At 47.2% G+C, this 17,160-nt stretch carries 19 protein-coding genes; 11 read left to right on the plus strand and 8 right to left on the minus strand.

The window, feature by feature from the left end:
• The first annotated feature begins 57 nt into the window (after nt 1-57).
• From HMPREF1493_RS04695 to HMPREF1493_RS04725, 7 genes are all read left to right on the plus strand, one after another.
• Complete coding sequence (locus HMPREF1493_RS04695; RefSeq protein WP_035428201.1) at nt 58-564, plus strand: EXLDI protein; 507 nt, start codon at nt 58-60, stop codon at nt 562-564.
• A 105-nt stretch (nt 565-669) separates the two neighbouring features.
• Nucleotides 670-1,416, plus strand: coding sequence for an alpha/beta fold hydrolase (locus HMPREF1493_RS04700; RefSeq protein WP_035428203.1), 747 nt, complete (start codon nt 670-672; stop codon nt 1,414-1,416).
• A gap of 55 nt (nt 1,417-1,471) precedes the next feature.
• Nucleotides 1,472-2,239: a nucleoside phosphorylase gene (locus tag HMPREF1493_RS04705; protein ID WP_035428204.1), complete on the plus strand. Its 768-nt coding sequence runs from the start codon at nt 1,472-1,474 to the stop codon at nt 2,237-2,239.
• Nucleotides 2,240-2,349: 110 nt separating this feature from the next.
• Entirely contained in the window at nt 2,350-2,958 is a 609-nt protein-coding gene (locus HMPREF1493_RS04710; RefSeq protein ID WP_035428206.1) for an L-2-amino-thiazoline-4-carboxylic acid hydrolase, read from the plus strand.
• An 87-nt stretch (nt 2,959-3,045) separates the two neighbouring features.
• Nucleotides 3,046-4,035, plus strand: coding sequence for a CPBP family intramembrane glutamic endopeptidase (locus tag HMPREF1493_RS04715; protein WP_035428208.1), 990 nt, complete (start codon nt 3,046-3,048; stop codon nt 4,033-4,035).
• A gap of 169 nt (nt 4,036-4,204) precedes the next feature.
• Nucleotides 4,205-6,784, plus strand: a complete 2,580-nt coding sequence (locus HMPREF1493_RS04720; protein WP_035428210.1) for an InlB B-repeat-containing protein — start codon at nt 4,205-4,207, stop codon at nt 6,782-6,784.
• Nucleotides 6,785-7,035: 251 nt separating this feature from the next.
• Nucleotides 7,036-7,299 (plus strand): SemiSWEET family transporter, encoded by a 264-nt coding sequence (locus HMPREF1493_RS04725; protein ID WP_035428211.1) that lies wholly within the window; start codon nt 7,036-7,038, stop codon nt 7,297-7,299.
• A 141-nt stretch (nt 7,300-7,440) separates the two neighbouring features.
• On the opposite strand, the gene HMPREF1493_RS04730 is transcribed toward HMPREF1493_RS04725, so the two are convergent.
• From HMPREF1493_RS04730 to HMPREF1493_RS04740, 3 genes are read right to left on the minus strand one after another with little or no spacing between them, the layout of a single operon-like run.
• Nucleotides 7,441-8,118 carry a tRNA (cytidine(34)-2'-O)-methyltransferase gene (locus HMPREF1493_RS04730; protein WP_035428212.1) on the minus strand — a complete coding sequence of 226 codons (678 nt, stop codon included), beginning with the start codon at nt 8,116-8,118 and terminating at the stop codon, nt 7,441-7,443.
• 3 nt (nt 8,119-8,121) lie between these two features.
• Nucleotides 8,122-9,117: an inorganic phosphate transporter gene (locus HMPREF1493_RS04735; RefSeq protein ID WP_035428214.1), complete on the minus strand. Its 996-nt coding sequence runs from the start codon at nt 9,115-9,117 to the stop codon at nt 8,122-8,124.
• Nucleotides 9,110-9,733 carry a DUF47 domain-containing protein gene (locus HMPREF1493_RS04740; RefSeq protein WP_035428216.1) on the minus strand — a complete coding sequence of 208 codons (624 nt, stop codon included), beginning with the start codon at nt 9,731-9,733 and terminating at the stop codon, nt 9,110-9,112. The genes HMPREF1493_RS04735 and HMPREF1493_RS04740 overlap by 8 nt, the downstream gene beginning before the upstream one ends.
• Nucleotides 9,734-9,882: 149 nt before the next feature.
• Here HMPREF1493_RS04740 and HMPREF1493_RS07155 point away from each other — a divergent pair, with 149 nt between their 5' ends.
• The 3 genes from HMPREF1493_RS07155 (at nt 9,883) to HMPREF1493_RS04750 (ending at nt 10,835) form a co-directional block, all read left to right on the plus strand.
• Nucleotides 9,883-10,011, plus strand: coding sequence for a hypothetical protein (locus tag HMPREF1493_RS07155; RefSeq protein WP_286127389.1), 129 nt, complete (start codon nt 9,883-9,885; stop codon nt 10,009-10,011).
• 68 nt (nt 10,012-10,079) lie between these two features.
• Entirely contained in the window at nt 10,080-10,364 is a 285-nt protein-coding gene (locus tag HMPREF1493_RS04745) for a SemiSWEET family transporter (RefSeq protein ID WP_051485274.1), read from the plus strand.
• A gap of 57 nt (nt 10,365-10,421) precedes the next feature.
• The gene (locus tag HMPREF1493_RS04750) at nt 10,422-10,835 is read left to right on the plus strand and encodes a hypothetical protein (protein WP_035428217.1); all 414 of its coding nucleotides are present in this window, start codon (nt 10,422-10,424) and stop codon (nt 10,833-10,835) included.
• 44 nt (nt 10,836-10,879) lie between these two features.
• Here the strand turns inward: HMPREF1493_RS04750 and purN are convergent, their stop codons facing one another.
• The 5 genes from purN to purE all read right to left on the minus strand — a co-directional run bounded on the left by purN (nt 10,880) and on the right by purE (nt 15,931).
• Nucleotides 10,880-11,494, minus strand: coding sequence for a phosphoribosylglycinamide formyltransferase (gene purN / locus HMPREF1493_RS04755; protein ID WP_035428219.1), 615 nt, complete (start codon nt 11,492-11,494; stop codon nt 10,880-10,882).
• Nucleotides 11,484-12,572 carry a phosphoribosylformylglycinamidine cyclo-ligase gene (gene purM / locus HMPREF1493_RS04760; RefSeq protein WP_035428220.1) on the minus strand — a complete coding sequence of 363 codons (1,089 nt, stop codon included), beginning with the start codon at nt 12,570-12,572 and terminating at the stop codon, nt 11,484-11,486. The genes purN and purM overlap by 11 nt, the downstream gene beginning before the upstream one ends.
• 11 nt (nt 12,573-12,583) lie before the next feature.
• Complete coding sequence (gene purF, locus HMPREF1493_RS04765; protein ID WP_035428221.1) at nt 12,584-14,077, minus strand: amidophosphoribosyltransferase; 1,494 nt, start codon at nt 14,075-14,077, stop codon at nt 12,584-12,586.
• A gap of 219 nt (nt 14,078-14,296) precedes the next feature.
• Nucleotides 14,297-15,235: a class B sortase gene (gene srtB, locus HMPREF1493_RS04770; RefSeq protein ID WP_035428222.1), complete on the minus strand. Its 939-nt coding sequence runs from the start codon at nt 15,233-15,235 to the stop codon at nt 14,297-14,299.
• A 234-nt stretch (nt 15,236-15,469) separates the two neighbouring features.
• Nucleotides 15,470-15,931: a 5-(carboxyamino)imidazole ribonucleotide mutase gene (gene purE / locus HMPREF1493_RS04775; protein WP_035428223.1), complete on the minus strand. Its 462-nt coding sequence runs from the start codon at nt 15,929-15,931 to the stop codon at nt 15,470-15,472.
• A gap of 116 nt (nt 15,932-16,047) precedes the next feature.
• On the opposite strand from purE, the gene HMPREF1493_RS04780 reads away from it, so the two are divergent.
• Complete coding sequence (locus HMPREF1493_RS04780) at nt 16,048-16,917, plus strand: pyridoxamine kinase (RefSeq protein WP_035428225.1); 870 nt, start codon at nt 16,048-16,050, stop codon at nt 16,915-16,917.
• Nucleotides 16,918-17,160: the final 243 nt, after the last annotated feature.

A 17,160-nucleotide genomic window follows, 5' to 3' on the forward strand; every position in this document is an offset into this window, starting at 1 on the left:
TAGTTATATAGATACTAAACTTCAGATACAAGTTACAAAAAATAAGGAGGTATGGTTATGGCCACAAAAAATATTTATGTTGCAGAAGCAGATCTACACTTATTTGATGATGCTGCCAATTACGCCGGAAGTGTTTCTGCCGCTGTGATACAGGCACTTCAGGACTTTCTAAGTGTTCAACACAACAAAAGCGAAGGATATGACAAGATTGAGTTAAACCTCTATGAAAAAGGGGTAAGAAGAAAGGTAATGTTCTATGGTATGGAGATTACTCGTGTAGAACGTCCGGTAGACGGTGGAATAAGGATTGACACGATTTATAAAACTGCAAAAGGGCAGCTTGCGGTAGCAACCAAGGTTCGCAAGGAGCTTCCGAATTGGGCGAAAGGAAATCCACACGTATGGGAAAACCCGCAGTCTTGGTCACATGATTTTTGGAATCTGGGGGACAGAGTATTAAACGTATATCCGGACACAGAGAGCCTAAAGGAGAAGGATGCGTATCTTGCCGAGTGCTGCGAATCTTCTCTTTCGGAAAAGCCTTATGAGTTTTTGGATATTTAGATTAGGCATAAATACTAGATTTATAGAACTATAACAAGCAAATAATGCGATAGCTTTGTATTTATATATCACTTAGATTAAAGTCGCAAACTGAATCGAGCAGCTATGAAAACGGTAGAATTTGGAAAACAACATAACGACGTAATCATGCTGCTTCATGGTGGCGGTTTGTCTTGGTGGAATTATAAAGCTGAGGCTGAACTGCTGAAGGATCAATATCACGTTGTCCTGCCAATTCTTGACGGACATGCAGGTAGTGACAATGATTTTATAAGTATTGAGGAAAACGCAAGTCGGCTCATTTCTTTTATCGATAAAGAATTTGGAGGCTCGGTTCTTCTTATTGGAGGGCTGTCCCTCGGCGCACAGATTTTAGTAGAAATGCTGACGCAACGAAACTCAATTTGCCAAAACGCTGTCATTGAAAGTGCATCTGTCATTCCGTCCAAGCTGACAAATGCCCTGATTAAACCAACGTTTTCTCTAAGTTATGGCTTAGTAAAAATGAAAAGTTTTGCTCAAATGCAATTTGACTATCTTCATATTCGTAAAGATTTATTTGAAGACTATTATCGGGACACGTCACAAATCTCAAAAGAAAACATGATTGCATTTTTGGAAGCAAATACATCCTATGAGATAAAACCCGGCCTTCAAGATGTCCACGCCAAAGTCCATATACTCGTCGGAGGAAAAGAACAGAAAAAGATGATCTGTTCAGCAGAGCAATTGCATAAGGTGCTGCCTGATAGCATTCTTGAAATAAAGAAAGGCTTATATCATGGCGAATATTCCATCAATTGCCCAGAGGAGTATACAAAAGAACTCCTAGACATGATTAATGCCCAATAGGACCCTTACCATCCGCTGACCCATCAATCTGTCCTCCAAAACCCAGGAGCTCTCCGTGATTATAAAAAACGAAATACCTCTTTTAGAATATGACGATGCCTCCCCAGAGGTTATTTCAGCAGATCACGAATGGACCGCAGGTCGGCTACCAGAAAAATGCCTCTTTGCATTTCTTGGAGACGTTGTCCATGATTACGCCAACGAGCACGGAGCAGAGATCGTAGAAACAATCGTGACTGTTTCTCGAGACATTAAAGTCTACGTTTTGGATTCATATGGCGAGAAAATCTGTTTAGTTCAATCCCCTACTGGATCTGCTTCATCCACACACGTAATGGACATACTGGTTACCTGTGGATGTAAGAAAATAGTTGCAGTTGGTTCTTGCGGCGTTCTAAAAGAGATACAAGAAAATGCCTTTCTCGTCCCAACTAAAGCTCTTAGAGCGGAAGGGACGTCCTATCACTATCTTCCAGTATCAAGATATATAGAGCTTGATAAGGAGCCAATTTCTGTTATAGAAGAAACCTTCAAAAAAGACGGACTCCCTTTTGAGACGTGCACCACCTGGTCTACTGACGGTTTCTTCCGTGAGACAAAAGATATGGTTGAGTATCGTCTGCAAGAAGGATGCTCAGTTGTAGAGATGGAATGCTCGGCACTAGCCGCTTGCTGCAGAAAACGAGGAGCGCAGTTTGGTCAGTTTCTCTTTACAGCAGACTCTTTGGCAAACGTTCACGAATATGACGAGAGGGACTTTGGCAAAGACTCCCATGAGAAAGCGCTGCTTCTTGGCCTAGAAATACTCAGAAACTTTACCTAAACCATTGCTGGGCACCTGCGCTTACTGCGTTTCGTAAAATTTAAGCGTACAATTGTTAGCATGTTCTACTTGCTTTTCATCAGGGCATTTCTACAAATAGTGAGGCTCATATGAAAGTACAGCAGCTCATTAAAGATACATGTGCGATAGTCTCCGAGGACATCGGCACAGCAAAGGCAGAGCAAATTGCACGGGATGCTCAAAAGCGATACGAAGCGCTCTGCACAGAAAACGCGTCCGATTCTAAAGAGCTCCGCGCCCACTCTTACAAGCGTATTTACCCTGGTATTGCAGTATATGAGGCTCTGCGTGCGGAGGGTATTTCTCAAGAAAAGGCCGTCTGGTATATTCGCGAATACTTCCAGCGCTTTGCCGCCAAGCGAGTTCCTCTGTTCCAATGGGCCATTAAAACGTTTGGCCTTGCGCGCAAGTTTCCTAGTCTCTTTAAATCAGGTATCGAGAAAAGCTGCACATCAAGCGCAGGATTTGCCTTTGAATATCCAGATAGTCATGGTAACGAAGCTCGCCTCAATATTGTGAGCTGCCCCTACTATGAGATAACCAAAAAATACGGCTGCCCCGAAATAACCGCTGCATACTGTGACAGTGACGATGCGGGATATGGCAATCTGCATCCGCAGCTTATCTGGGGCCGCACAAAAACCATAGGCCATGGTGGCGATTGCTGCGATTTTCTTTTAGAGTATAAAGAAAACTAATCACAGGTAGACGCTGTTTGCCTGCGCCGCCGCTAGAAATTCTGTCATCTACATGACGCGCTTTGAGCACCTCTACTAGGAGTTTTTATGCAAGAAAATCGCATGTTTTCCGACGTCAAGCTGGCAAAAAGACTGACTCCGGCTTGGCTTAGTCCTTTTCTGGCTGTGTTCTTGTTGATTGTTGGGCAAATTATTGGTGCTATTGTAATGACCATTTCAGCAGCTCTTATTATTGCCCCTTACTACATGGCGCACCCAGATCTACCAGATCGTCTTTCTGATTCCCTCAATCTGAGAGAGATTTTTGGAGACTACTATCTTCTGATAACGCTTCTTTCCTTTGTCTTTATCGCAGGCCTCTTTTTCCTGTGGGTAAAACTCTTTGAAAAACGTCCGATTGTCACTCTGGGATTTTACAAAGATAACTGGAAGAAAGAGCTACTCAAGGGCTTTGGTCTAGGAATTCTTCTCTTCTCTATTGTGATGTTGATTCTCATTTTGACCGGATCTTATCAATTGGTTGGCACTACTTTTACGCCTTATGCCTTCGGTTTTGTTCTTCTCACCTTTCCGTTTTGGCTGATTCAGGGAGGAACAGAAGAGCTTGTTACCAGAGGCTGGCTTCTTCCTGTCATGGCAGAAAAATCCAACAAAATTATTGCAATCGTGGTTTCAAGCAGCCTATTTGGTCTTCTGCACATGTTTAACAGCGGCTTTACTATGCAATCCCTGATCGACCTAATTCTTTTTGGCATCTTAGAGACGTTCTACATCATCAAAACTGACAATCTCTGGGGAGCTGCTGGCATTCACGGAGCCTGGAACTTTGCTCAGGGCAATCTCTTTGGCGTTCTGGTAAGCGGTAGCACTACAGGCAGTTCTTTGCTGCAGTTTGCTCCCGGCAATGGGCCAGATTGGCTTACCGGCGGTAGCTTTGGCGCAGAAGGCTCCATCGTCTGCACGCTTGTTATGGTGGTAACTGTCTTGATTCTTGCCTATCAGCTCAAGAAATCTGGCAAACTTTTTGTAAAGAAATCTGCCGAGAAACCCGTTGAAGCCGAAAGCAACAATTTATAACTCCTATAGTTCTATGAATTTTACAGATAGACCGATTTTCTCGCCCACTTCTCCTGCACCTTAAGGAGAAGTGGATTGTGTATATACGGTTAATTTACAGCTTGAACAGCAAGTTCTTCTCGTCATTTATTATGATTTACCTATCTTTTTTGCTGTTTGAGGAGAAATAATGCGCGCTAAGAAAGTTTTGAGCATCTTATTTGCTCTTGCTCTTGTTTTGAGCAGCCTACCTGCATCTGCAATTGCTGAATCTATTGAAGACGCAGGTAAATACTCTGTTGTAGTCTCGTACGTTAACGTATTAAACGACGAAGAGATTCACGCTCCTTCTAAGCAAGTTGTAAATGAGGGAGAATCTTGGTCTGTTACAGCTCCAACAATCACCGGCTATGACCTGGAAGATCCTGCTCAAGCAACTGTTACTGGCGTTGCTTCTGGCTCAGATCACTACATCAAGCAGACTGTCTATTACATGCCTGGTTATGTTACCTACACCGTTAAGCGCATGAAGGAAATGACTACCGGCAATTATGTTGAGGCGTCCTCCGAAGAAAATTACGGTGTGCCCGATTCGATTGTTACCGCTTCCGATGTCACCTATCCAGGTTTTGTGCGCACAACTACAGACCTTTCGCTCAAGGTTACCGCAGATGGAAAGGCTGTTAAGTACATCTATTACGATCGCAATCCTCGCAGCGCAATCTACTTCTCAACTTCCGGCAGTGAGCTGTCTCCTGTAATTGGAAATCCAGGAGATCCTGTTCCTGCCGTCCCCAACCCAACACGAACTGGTTATACCTTTGCTGGTTGGGACCTTAATGACGATGGTATTGCAGATTCTTTACCTACCACCATGCCTCAAGAGCCTGTTACTGCAAAGGCACTTTGGACTCCAGCAACAGCAACGTATCACTATGCCTATTTTATTCAGGATCCAAACAACCCTTCTGACTACAACTACGTTACAACCACCGCAGCTTCCGGAACTGTTGGAACAATGACTGCAACTGCTCCCGTCCAACCAAATACAGGCGTTTTCCGCTTTGAAACATACAGTCACGAGAGCGATCCAACTCCTATTGCAGCAGATGGTTCCACCACTATTAACGTTTACTACAACCTTGCAACTATCACCGTCAATGTGCGTCCAAAGAGAAATGGCTCCATTCTTGCAACGCTTACGCTTCGTTATGGTGAGTCGTTTAATCCTTACGCCATCAACCCCAATACCGGCAACAAGTACAGCGACGACATGCTCGCTGCCATGCGTGCAGACGACCCTTCTGGAACCTACTATTGGTACGGCATAATCCCTGGTGTTGGCGGTACTGCAACCACTTTCCAAGCAAAAACAACTGACCCAGGATCCAAAATTACTGCAGATAATGTGCTTGAAATTTACGGCCGCTATACCAATTCCACTGCTCTTGGTCCACGTTACCGCTTCTACTACTATCAAAACCTTGATGGTACCTACGATATGGACGGAGACCACACGCTTTCTCGACCTGGCATGATTACAGAGATTGCTAGAAACGGTGGTGACGGCTATCTTGAGAGCGAGAATAGACATCCTGGTTTTTCGTATGACGGCTACCGCATGAGCATTGGCCATTTTGATGGAACCAATTACGATACGCTCGGTTGGACCAGTTGGCAGCCATACAACTACGATTACCTCATCACTGATTACAATTCCAACTTGATTGAGCACCGCTATAAGCGCAATACCTATACCGTTACCTACGTAAGCTCTGGTACAACTGTTGCTACCCACTCTCATCTCTTCGGAGAGCCGTTTAACGCAAGCACCGATGTTCCTGGCGCCTCTTTAACTTCTCCACGCCCTGGTTATGTTTTCAAGGGCTGGTACGACAACTCGGAGACCGTGGGCACTCCTGTTACCGACACCACTATGCCTGCAACCAATACCGTGTTGTACGCCAAGTGGGCGCCTCTTACCGCAACCGTTACCTTTGACTCTGAGGGTGGTTCGCCAGTCAACTCGCAAGAGCTTACCTACGGAGATGCAGCTACAAAGCCAGCTGATCCTGTACGAGAGGGCTATACCTTTGCTGGTTGGATTCTCTATACCAATGGTAACCCCTCTGTATACAGCTTCTCCGCAGCAGTTACAGGTGACATTACCCTTCACGCACTCTGGAAGAAGAATGATTCTTCCGTCTCCTACACGGTCATTCACCAGACAGACGACGGTCAAGTTCTTGCAACTACAACCGAAACTGCGCCAATCGGTTCTCTTGTCAGCAAATGGGCTCTCGACGCCGCTGATCGCGGAGACTACGCCTATGTAGACGTTTCTTCTCGCTCTATGATTCTTGATGAGAATGCCGAGAATAACGTCTTGACCTTTACGTATAGCAAGGAAGCTCGCTACAGCTATACCGTCCATTACGTTGACGCACAGACCGGTGAACAAATCCATTCCGACGATATTATTGGCAGCCAGACGCTCAACCTGCAGAATGTTTCTGCTCGTGAGATTGACGGTTACACACTTCAGGGTGACAGCACCGGATATGTTTCTGCTGACCAGCTTGAATACACGTTCTACTACACAAAGAACCCTGAAGCACCTGCAGCACCTCAGACCCCAGCAAAGCGTAAAAGCTCTCTGCCCGAGACTGGCGACGCTTCAAGCGTGATTCTTGTTAGCACAGCTCTAACCTCTGTGGCTTCCTTGGGAACCTCTCTTGTTTTGCGTCGTAGGAAAAGAACCGAAGCATAACAGAAAGTTCTAATGCAACTACAAAACCCGGGTGCCTCGCACTCGGGTTTTTGTTTGCGTATTCTTGAAGTAGCTACAGGCGGGCACAACTCTACAATCAGAAAAGCCTAATGAGGCTCATTACTCTAGCCATAAATCTGCAAACCAATCTTCATAACTAAAGCAACAGTATTAAATTCTGATTTCACAGGTAGTTTGATTTTCTCGTTACCTCATCCTTGTAATTAAAATAACAAAGGAGGAGGTGTTTTATGTCAAAGAAACAAATCAATCTATTTGTAGGCTCTATCGGAGCTTTTATCGGAGTATTTGTTTTTATCGCTTATATTCCACAAATTATTGCAAATCTACAGGGCGTAAAGGCTCAACCTTTTCAGCCGCTATTTGCAGCAGTTTCTTGTCTCATTTGGGTCATCTATGGTTGGACTAAAGAGCCCAAAAAGGACTGGATTCTCATTATTCCAAATACTGCTGGTGTAATTTTAGGCGGATTAACATTCCTCACCGCTTTATAGTGATTAAGCAGCAAGTTTAATTTAGAAATCCGACAGCACCTAATGGTGTTGTCGGATTTTAATTAACACGCATCTCACCTCTGTAGCCATTCTTGACACTTTTTTCGTTCTACATCATAAACAAACTCAACAAACTAATTCTTAGACATCCATTCCCGGAAAGCCAATCTGTCGCAGCGCCTCATACAGCACAATGGCGGCAGCATTTGAAACGTTTAGCGCACTGACCGAGAACTCGTTAGGATCGATAAAGTTTCCGCAGATATCCTGCTGCAAAAGCGCTGGGTGAGCATACTGGTCATCGCCATCAAGCGCATCGTGTTTTTGACTCCAGTCCTCACGATTAACCAGGCTTGCGGAGTCTTGCAGCATTGGGATTCTCTCGCACTCATCTGCGTGCTGTGCCAGAAGCTCCTCGGATAATCCCAGGCTTTCCTTACCAAAGATAAGGTAGTCCCCATCGCAATACGTTGCCTGCGTATAGGTCTTTTTAGCTTTCTTAGTCAGAAAATGTAGCGGGGATCTACTGGTTGCGGAGGTGCCGTCGACCGTGGAGACAGCGTCGTGTGCAGCGTCCCCAGTAGGTGCGCCAGATGCTTGGGCAAGACCGTTCTTCTCCAGAAATTGATCCCAGTTATCGTAGACAGAAACGTTAAGGCTTTGCCAGTAGGCCATGCCTGCTCGTTTGAGGCTTTTGTCATCAAGCGAGAAGCCCAATGGGCCCACCAAGTGCAAGTGAGTCCCGCTCACTACGCAGGTGCGACCAATGTTTCCCGTATTTGCGGGAATCTCGGGCTCTACCAGTACAACGTTGAGCATTGGTTATGCCAGAACAAAGCTGGTCAGGAATGCAATAAGTCCGCCAAGTGCCATGGTGGCTGGCAGCGTCACAAACCAAGCAGCAATAATCTTGCGCGCAACGCCCCAACGCACGGAGCTGCGACGGCGAGCAGATCCTGCGCCCATGATAGATGTGGTGATGACCTGTGTAGTTGAGACTGGTGCTCCAAGTGCAGTCATAATCTCAATTGCAACGGTAGAACTTGTTTCGGCGACAAAGCCAATAACTGGCGTGAGCTTAGTAACACCATCGCCAACGGTGCGCATAATGCGGCCGCCGCCAATGGAGGTACCCAGTGCCATGGTGGTTGCGCAGAGTAGTTTGACCCACAGAGGAATGCCGTTAGAAGGGTCGTGAAGACCGGCGGTAACCAGGGCCAACGTGATAATTCCCATAGTCTTCTGAGCGTCATTATTGCCGTGGCTGTATGCCATAAAGGCAGCTGAGAGCACCTGAAGACGGTGGAAGAGACCGTTTGCCTTTTTAGGTGGCCAATCAGCAAAGATCTCAAATACCAGCTTCATAATAAAGTAGCCCAGGGCCATACCAATAAGAGGCGAAGTAAACAGAGGAATAACAACTTTCTCTAGGACACCCGCCCAAAGAATGTGACCTGTGCTGCCGGTAAAAACAATGGTTGCACCAATAAGGCTGCCGATGAGCGCGTGCGAAGACGAACTTGGGATTGAGAACCACCAGGTAAAGAGGTCCCAAATAATGGCGCCCATCAGTGCAGCAAAAATAACGTAGAGCTGTAGCTGAATATCAACCAGACCAGACGCAATGGTCATAGCAACTTTCTCGCTCATAAGCGCGCCGATAAAGTTCATGATAGCTGACATGATAATTGCTGTGCGTAGAGGCAAAGCCTTGGTATACACCGTGGTAGCAATAGCGTTTGCGGTGTCGTGGAAGCCGTTAATGAACTCAAATATCAGAGCGGAAACAAGTACCGCAATAAGCAGGATGCTAGCCATTTTTCACGATAACATTCTGAACAGCGTTTGCAACGTGCTTGCAAGCGTCAAGAGTAGACTCAAGTCTATCCAAAAGGCTCTTCCACTTGAGAACCTCAATCGGATCATCAACGTTTCTGAAAATAGAGCTCAGGGCGTTACGATAAACAACATCACCCTGGTCCTCATACTCATTTGCAGAGCGTGTATGGCGAATGACCGAGTCATCCTTGTGATAATCAGGGAGACGATCAAAGGCCTTTTGCAGCTCCTCTGATGCAAACAGAATCAGATGTGCCACCTGAACTGCCTCTGGACGCATTTCTTTGATGTCATACATGCTGAGGTGTGCAGAGACGCTCTCAATACCGTCTGCAATCTCATCCATAAGCAGGGCAAGACGTGAAATGTCCTCGCGGTCAAATGGGGTGATAAAGGATGTGTTGAGGGTGGAAATAATCTTTCCTACCTGGTCATCGCAGAGTGTCTCGTAGTTCTTGATTTGGACTTCATAATCTTCTGAACTTGGGAATGACTCCATATAGGAGACAAACAGTTTTGCTGTTGAAACAATCAACGCTGAAAACTCAGAGAACATGCTGTAGAACTCATCTTCTCTACGAGAAACTCGGCTCATATGACGCCCTTCACTTGGACTTTTTATTACATATACAAACACATTTAGTATAGCTGTTTAGGGCGCGTACGCTGGAGATAATGATAATTTCAACTTCTCCATAGAGAAGCTGTTGATCATAATAAGATATGGACTAGGAAGGCCAGATTATGCGAGAAAAGCTGTTTGAATACGTTGCAAATCAGTACGGTAATTGGATCTCTGCGCTTTTAGATGGCTCTGTTGACTTTGATGAGCTGTGTCAATGGATTGATGCAAGTTATTCTGCAACGAACTAACGAATATCTTGTTTAGTACTTGGGTAAGTATCAGCAATCTGTTTGTTAGACATTGGAGGTTATTTTATATGACAAAAAAGCACACACTTTCTTTTGACGAGAATTTCTTCAACAAGCTGGGCCAATTTGGCAGTATTCTCTCAGTCATGATGTATGTTTCTTATATCCCACAGATTACAAATAATCTTGCTGGAAACAAGGGTAGTTTTATCCAGCCTCTGGTTGCTATGATTAACTGCACTGTTTGGTTTGTTTACGGCGCTTTCAAGAAAGAGCGCGATGTTCCTATTATGATTGCTAACGCCCCTGGTATTCTCTTTGGACTTGTTACTGCAATTACAGCGCTGCTATAATCTGGCATCCAGCCAGGTCCATCAGTTTACTAAGACTCAACGATAGGGACGGTTCATGTGGCACTTATAGGTTTCTTTAAAGTTGTCTATATTCCCCTGGTCGTCCTGTATCTCATAGCGGCATATGTCCTTCTTGCAAAGCAAAGCTTGAGCAAAATCTTTAAGCGCACAAATTTTGACCTCTTCCGCGGTGGAGCGCTCGCACTTTATTACCTTTTTATAGCTATGGTCTTCTTTGTAGACATAATGCTTCTTACCACTAAAACTGTAGTTAAGCAGCAATTTCTTGTTCCTTATATAGTTGGAATTATTGCTATTGCTGTTGCATGCGCAATCTTTACGCAAATAGCAAAACACTCTAAATCAGATCGTTTTATTACCATTAGAGACTTGGTTGTTCCGCTTATTTGGCTTGCTTCCTCATTTGTTTATACGCAAACAATATTTGCGCTTTTACTTGCAGCAGAATAGTAACGCTCGGTTGTTCCATCACTATTCAGAGGGCTTCTCGCCATTTACTTACCTGCCTCTATGCGAACCTTTTGGCCCTCAACGTGAACCTTGTCCTGCGCAAAAAGCTGTAACACCTCAGGATACAGCTGATGCTCTACCTGGTGAATTGCCTCTTCAAGCTGGTCAACAGTCCAGCCCTCCTCAACCACAACAGGTCGCTGGGCAATAATGGGGCCGCGGTCGTAATCGGCGTTTGCCAGATGAACGGTAACGCCTGTCACCTTGACCCCGTATTCATACGCATCCTGAATAGCGTGCGCGCCACGGAAGCTTGGCAGCAGCGCTGGGTGCAGGTTGAGCACGCGATTAGGGAAGGTGTTCAGAATAGGAACGCCAACTTTACGCATGTAACCAGCCATAACAACGTAGTCGACGTTATAGCGCTTGAGCTCGGTAGCAATCACCATGTCCGCGACAAACGGATCCTCGTACGTCTCTTTTGAGAGTGTCAGAGTTTGCAAACCGGCTGCCTCTGCCCTCTTCAGACCATATGCATCGGGGCGAGAAGAAACGACCAGTTCAATGGTTGCGTCTAGCTTGCCAGCATCAATGGCATCAATAATAGCCTGCAGGTTGGTACCTGAACCGGAAAGAAGAACGCCAAGCTTAATTGGCATCGTTGTAGACCACCTTTCCGGTGCCTGGGATAATCTGGCCCATGACAAATGGCTCAAATCCCTGGTCAGAGAGGGCTTCTGCTACATCGTCAACGTCGTCCATGTCTACGATAAGAGCCATACCAACGCCCATGTTAAAGGTGCGATACTGCTCATCAAGAGACAGGTTTGCTGCGCTAGAAACGTATGAAATAACTGGTGGAATATCCCATGCAGGACCAGCCTCTCCACCACGATCAACCTCTGCGTCAAGGTGAGCTGGCAGTGCACGGTTAAGGTTCTCGGTGATTCCACCACCGGTGATGTGTGCCATAGCCTTGATAGGAGCTCCTGCGCGAAGAGCGGCAAGCAATCCACCTGCGTAAATAGTAGTTGGACGCAAAACAGCGTCTGCGAGTGACTCTCCACCGAGCTCCTCTAGTGGCTGGTTAAGCTCCTCAACCGTTTTGCCCTCAATGGCTACCTTGCGTACCAGCGAATATCCGTTGGAGTGAATGCCAGAAGAAGGAAGTCCCAGAATGACGTCACCTTCAATGACCTTCTCGGGACCTAAAATCTTTGGTTTGTCAACAACGCCTACGACAAAGCCAGCAAGATCGTAATCGTCAGGATTCATAACACCTGGATGCTCGGCCATCTCGCCGCCTACCAGCGCGCAGCCACTCTTGCGACAGCCTTCTGCAATGCCACCAACAACCTCGGCGACTGCCTCGGCTTTAAGCTTGCCCACAGCAACGTAATCCAAGAAAAACAGCGGCTCGGCGCCCATGGGAACAATGTCGTCGACGCACATGGCAACCAGGTCCTCACCTACCGTATTGTGGCGATTGAGAAGCTGAGCAATAGCAAGCTTAGTGCCAACGCCGTCGGTGCCACTGACCAGTACAGGCTCTTCCATGTCTTTGAGTGCTGCTGCCGAGAAGCAGGAGCCAAAGCCACCCAAGCCGCCAATGACCTCGGGACGAGTAGTTGTAGCAACAGCAGCCTTGATGGCGTCGACCGCACGAGCGCCCTCATCAACGTCAACGCCTGCGTCGGCGTAGGTAATCTGCTTGGTTGGATCAGCGGAAGTGGTCATTGTTTCTCCCCTTACTGCTCTGAGGGCATAAGGCCCTCATCAATTAACTGCTGTTCTACCTGGTCAAACTTTAGTGCATACGATGGATGCAAGTTGTCTGGTTTGTTCTCTGGCAAGAATCTCTGATGGAAGTCCTCTGGAATTTCCACGGGATACTTACCGCTAAAGCAAGACTCGCAATAACCCCTTGAGGGTACGCATGCAAGCAGGCCCTCAAGGCTTAAGAAGCCCAAAGAATCTGCGCCGATATACTCGCAAATTTCTTCTGTACTCATTTTTGCTGCCACAAGCTGGTGCTGGTCAGCGGTATCAATGCCGTAGAAGCAGGGCCACGCTACCTTAGGAGAAGCGCTTCTGACGTGCACTTCTGTGGCTCCCGCGTCTCTGAGTAGCTGAACAATCTGTTTTGAAGTGGTTCCGCGAACAACAGAATCGTCCACCATTACAATGCGTTTATCTGCGACAACGTCAGAAAGTGCGTTGAGCTTAAGTCGAACACCCAGCTCACGAAGCTGTTGTGTAGGCTGAATGAACGTTCTTGCAACGTAGCGGTTCTTGATGAGGCCGGTACCAAAAGGTACGTCCAGCTCTTGCGCAAAGCCCTCAGCTGCAGGAACACCGGAATCTGGCACACCAATTACCAGGTCAACGTCTGCTGGCGTCTCTTTTGCCAGCTGACGACCCATCTGGTGACGGACGGAATATACCGAGCGGCCACTAATAATAGAGTCAGGGCGCGAGAAATACACCTGCTCAAAGATGCAGTCTGCCTGCTGACGAGGAGCAAGTCCCATCTCAGAAGACAGGCCATTATCCGAGATGCGGATAATCTCGCCAGGGGCCACCTCGCGCACATACGTAGCGCCCACAATATCCAGCGCGCACGTCTCAGATGCAACTACCCAGTTATTCTCGCCTTCCTCGCCAATATGGCCGAGTACCAGCGGACGAATACCGTTAGGATCCCTAAACGCATAGAGGGCGTTCTCGCGGATGAGCACCATGGCGTAACCACCCTCGATGAGGTTCATGGTTGCAGCAATACCGGTGCGCAGACGGTGTGTACGACGAGTAAAGTAGCCGATGAGCTGGGCTGCTACCTCGGAATCCGTGTGCGATCTAAAGGAAATCTGGCGAGAAGACAGTTCTTCTCGCAAGGAGTCAAAGTTAACGAGGGTGCCGTTATGCGCCAGGGCAATGAGGGTCTCATCGATGGACGACATGTGTGGCTGGGCCGACTCCCAGCCCTTGGCACCCGCGGTGCCGTAGCGGCAGTGGCCGATAGCCACTTTACCTGGCATTGCGTTGAGATCGTCGTTGTTAAAAACTTCAGTTACGAGGCCCGTGTCTTTTCTGATAAGCACGGTCTGACCGTCGCCGACGGCTATACCTGCGGAATCTTGCCCGCGGTGCTGCAGCGCGTGCAGCGCAAAATAAGTGAGTCGAGCAACGTCACGGTCAGGCGCCCATACTCCAAAGACGCCACATTCCTCGTGAAGTTCCATTGGATCCCCTCCGGATGCCTCGGCTTGAGTCACCCTTGATCAAACGTCTCTCACGTTTGGCAACAGTACATACAGTGTACCTGGAAAATTGCAAGAAAAAGTGCTCCGAACAAATATGTTCGGAGCGTGTAACAATTTTTTAAGAAAGTGGCATTTTACTGCCCTGACTAACAGCTTCTAACTGTGTCCAATGCTCTTTCTGAACCGTCAGCATGCCGACTACTGGGCCTTTGGCTGAGCCTCGGCTTTTGGAACACAGATAAGCATAGTCCTGCCGTACTGATCAGTGTAGTTACAGGTAAAGAGCGTAAGAACATGATCAGCGCGAGAAATAACATCTGCTGCATCAGAACGCGAGCTTACTGCCCTAGAAAGCCTATCTTTCAAGTAAGACCTGAACTCATCAACAGAGCCGAAGTTAAACTGCCTGACTTCCTCATCGTCTTCGTCGGTGTGATAGGTAAATACCGGCTCAAGCTCATATGTCTGAGTAGGTGTGACGTACCAGATGGTCTCAACCTTATCGAAGGTAGATTGGTCATTCATTGCTCCAATGTACTGGAACATGGAGCCGTTTCTCATATGGTGACCATAGAGAATGGTTTGCTGATCAGTAAGGCCGTTTGGATTGTTCTGGTAGTCCATAAAAATCTGACCACCGATTGACCACTCACCCTTTGCGTTTGTGTGCAGGTAGTGATCGTTGTCTGTAGTCTGATACACAGGATAGTTGACTTGCGTATCTGGAATCTGAATCCAGCCGACAACCTGGTTGTTTACTGCCTGAAGACCAGCCCAATCAATAACTGGAGCCTCGTCTTTTTTCTCGGAAACTGTTGCGTATGTAGCAAGCTCTTCGTTGATGACGTCTTGCTCGTGGTATTCAAGCTGGGTTTTGCCAAACATAACACCAGCAACAACCAAGAGGCCAATGCCAACTACCAGCAAGAGTGTGGAAAGAATATAGGCAAAACCTTTCTTCTTAGCGGGTTTCTCGCCAGACTTTTTAGGAGAGGTTTTTTTGTTTCCCTCTTTTTTTGAAGACGCGGAATTTTTCATAGAAACTATCTCGACGGATGTTTTTGAGGTGTGAGTATTTCCAGCCGTCTGATCGTCAGCGGCGAATGAAGCAAAATGCTTGCCGTTTTTTGATTCCATGCACTTCCCTTCTGAAGGTACTCTTTGTCATTCCTTTGTCATACCCTTTAAAAGTTTAGCTATGCACGAAACAAAAATCTCTGTACATCTTATGAAGTCATCGCATAATCACATTTTGCGGTATGCAAAACCCGCGCCTCAGGTCTCCTAAAGCGCGGGTCTCGTGTGCGATTGCGGGTGCAAGTACGCATGCGAGTTCTATTTGCGGACTACGTGCGTGCGGTACGCGTTAGCTTATGCGTCAGCCATCTCGGCTTTAAGCTGGACGATCTTCTCGCGATACTCTGGAAGAGATGCGCCCAAAATTTGAGTGGCGTAAATAGCTGCGTTTTTGGCGCCGTTGATGGCAACGCAGGCAACGGGCACGCCGGATGGCATCTGGACCATGGAAAGCAGGGAGTCCATGCCGCCGAGGTCAGAGGTCTTCATTGGAACGCCGACGACAGGCAGTGGGGTGAATGCAGCAACAACTCCACCCAGGTGAGCAGCCTTTCCTGCGGCCGCGATGATTACCTTGAGGCCGCGGTCAGCAGCGGTCTCGGCCCACTGATGGACCTTGTCTGGAGTGCGGTGTGCGGATGCAATGACCAGCTCATATGGAACGCCAAGGCGCTCAAGTTCAGCGGTACATCCCTCCATAGTTGCAAGGTCGCTCTTTGATCCCATGATAATGCCGACAACAGGCTGATCTGCCATCTCTGCTCCTTTGTTACGTCTCATAAAATAGGCGGATACGTCAAATATCCATCTCACAGTATAGAGTATGATTTTCTAGAACGTTGGTCCATCAGTCCACGTGAAAGGAAACTGTAATGAATGAAACCAACTCTGTTCTGTACCAGCGAGAAAGCTCGTACATCCCTCGCATTGCCGCAGTGCATGACCTCTGCGGATACGGAAAATGCTCGCTTGGCGTAGCTATTCCGGTTCTGTCAGCAGCGGGATGTGACGTTTGTCCAGTACCTACGTCGCTTTTCTCGGCACACACCAAGTTCCCTACGTTCTACATGCACGACACCACCAACATGCTCGAGGATTACCTGAATGCATGGCAGGAAGAGGGTATTGACCTGGACGTCATTTATTCTGGCTTCCTTGGTGCAGCAGAGCAGGTTGCAAGCATTCAGCGCTTGTACCAGGAGCATCCAAAGGCACTCCGCGTTGTTGACCCAGTTATGGGCGATGGCGGCAAGATGTATCCAACCTATACGCAAGAGCTTTGTGACGCAATGAAGTCCCTGGTAAACGGCGCAGATATTTTGACACCAAATCTTACTGAGGCTTCAATTCTGACGGGTATTCCATACGCTGGTCAGGATTTGACTGATGAGCAGGTAGATGAGCTGCTTGATGCACTGCTTGCGATGGGCGCAAAGTGCGTTGTCCTTAAGGGTATTGTTCGCGGCGATGACCTTATCCGCAATTTTGTTGCCACCGAGTCCGAGCGTGGCGAGATTGTCTCCGAGCTTCTGCCTTACATGCTGCACGGCACCGGCGATCTGTTTGCTTCTGCGCTTTTAGCTGCAGTTATGTGTGGTCAGGAAATCGCTGACGCGGTTGAGTTCGCTGGTGAGTTTGTCTGCGAGTCCATGGAAATTACTCGCGAGCAGCCAAACTTTGAGCTTCGTGGCGTTTCGTTTGAGACAAAGCTTGGCCTAATTGCCCAGCTTCTGCAGGAGTAAGAGCTTTTACAAAATAAACTGCTCGCACAGGCCTTTGCGTCGCAAAAAGCATTCTATTTCTTTGTCATAGGCGCTCACTCGCGTAGAGTGGGCGCCTATTCTTCGCAAGCAATCTTCGTTATGCATGAAAATGCATTTTTCTAGTCCTTTATTCGTTTCATTTTTTATCAAACAAAAATTAAGCTTCAAAATAGGGCGAAAAAGGTAAAAAATCCGTTTAGTTGGAAATCGAAGAAATTGATT

The organism is Atopobium sp. ICM42b (genome assembly GCA_000564995.1).
Classification (GTDB): Bacteria; Actinomycetota; Coriobacteriia; order Coriobacteriales; family Atopobiaceae; genus Lancefieldella.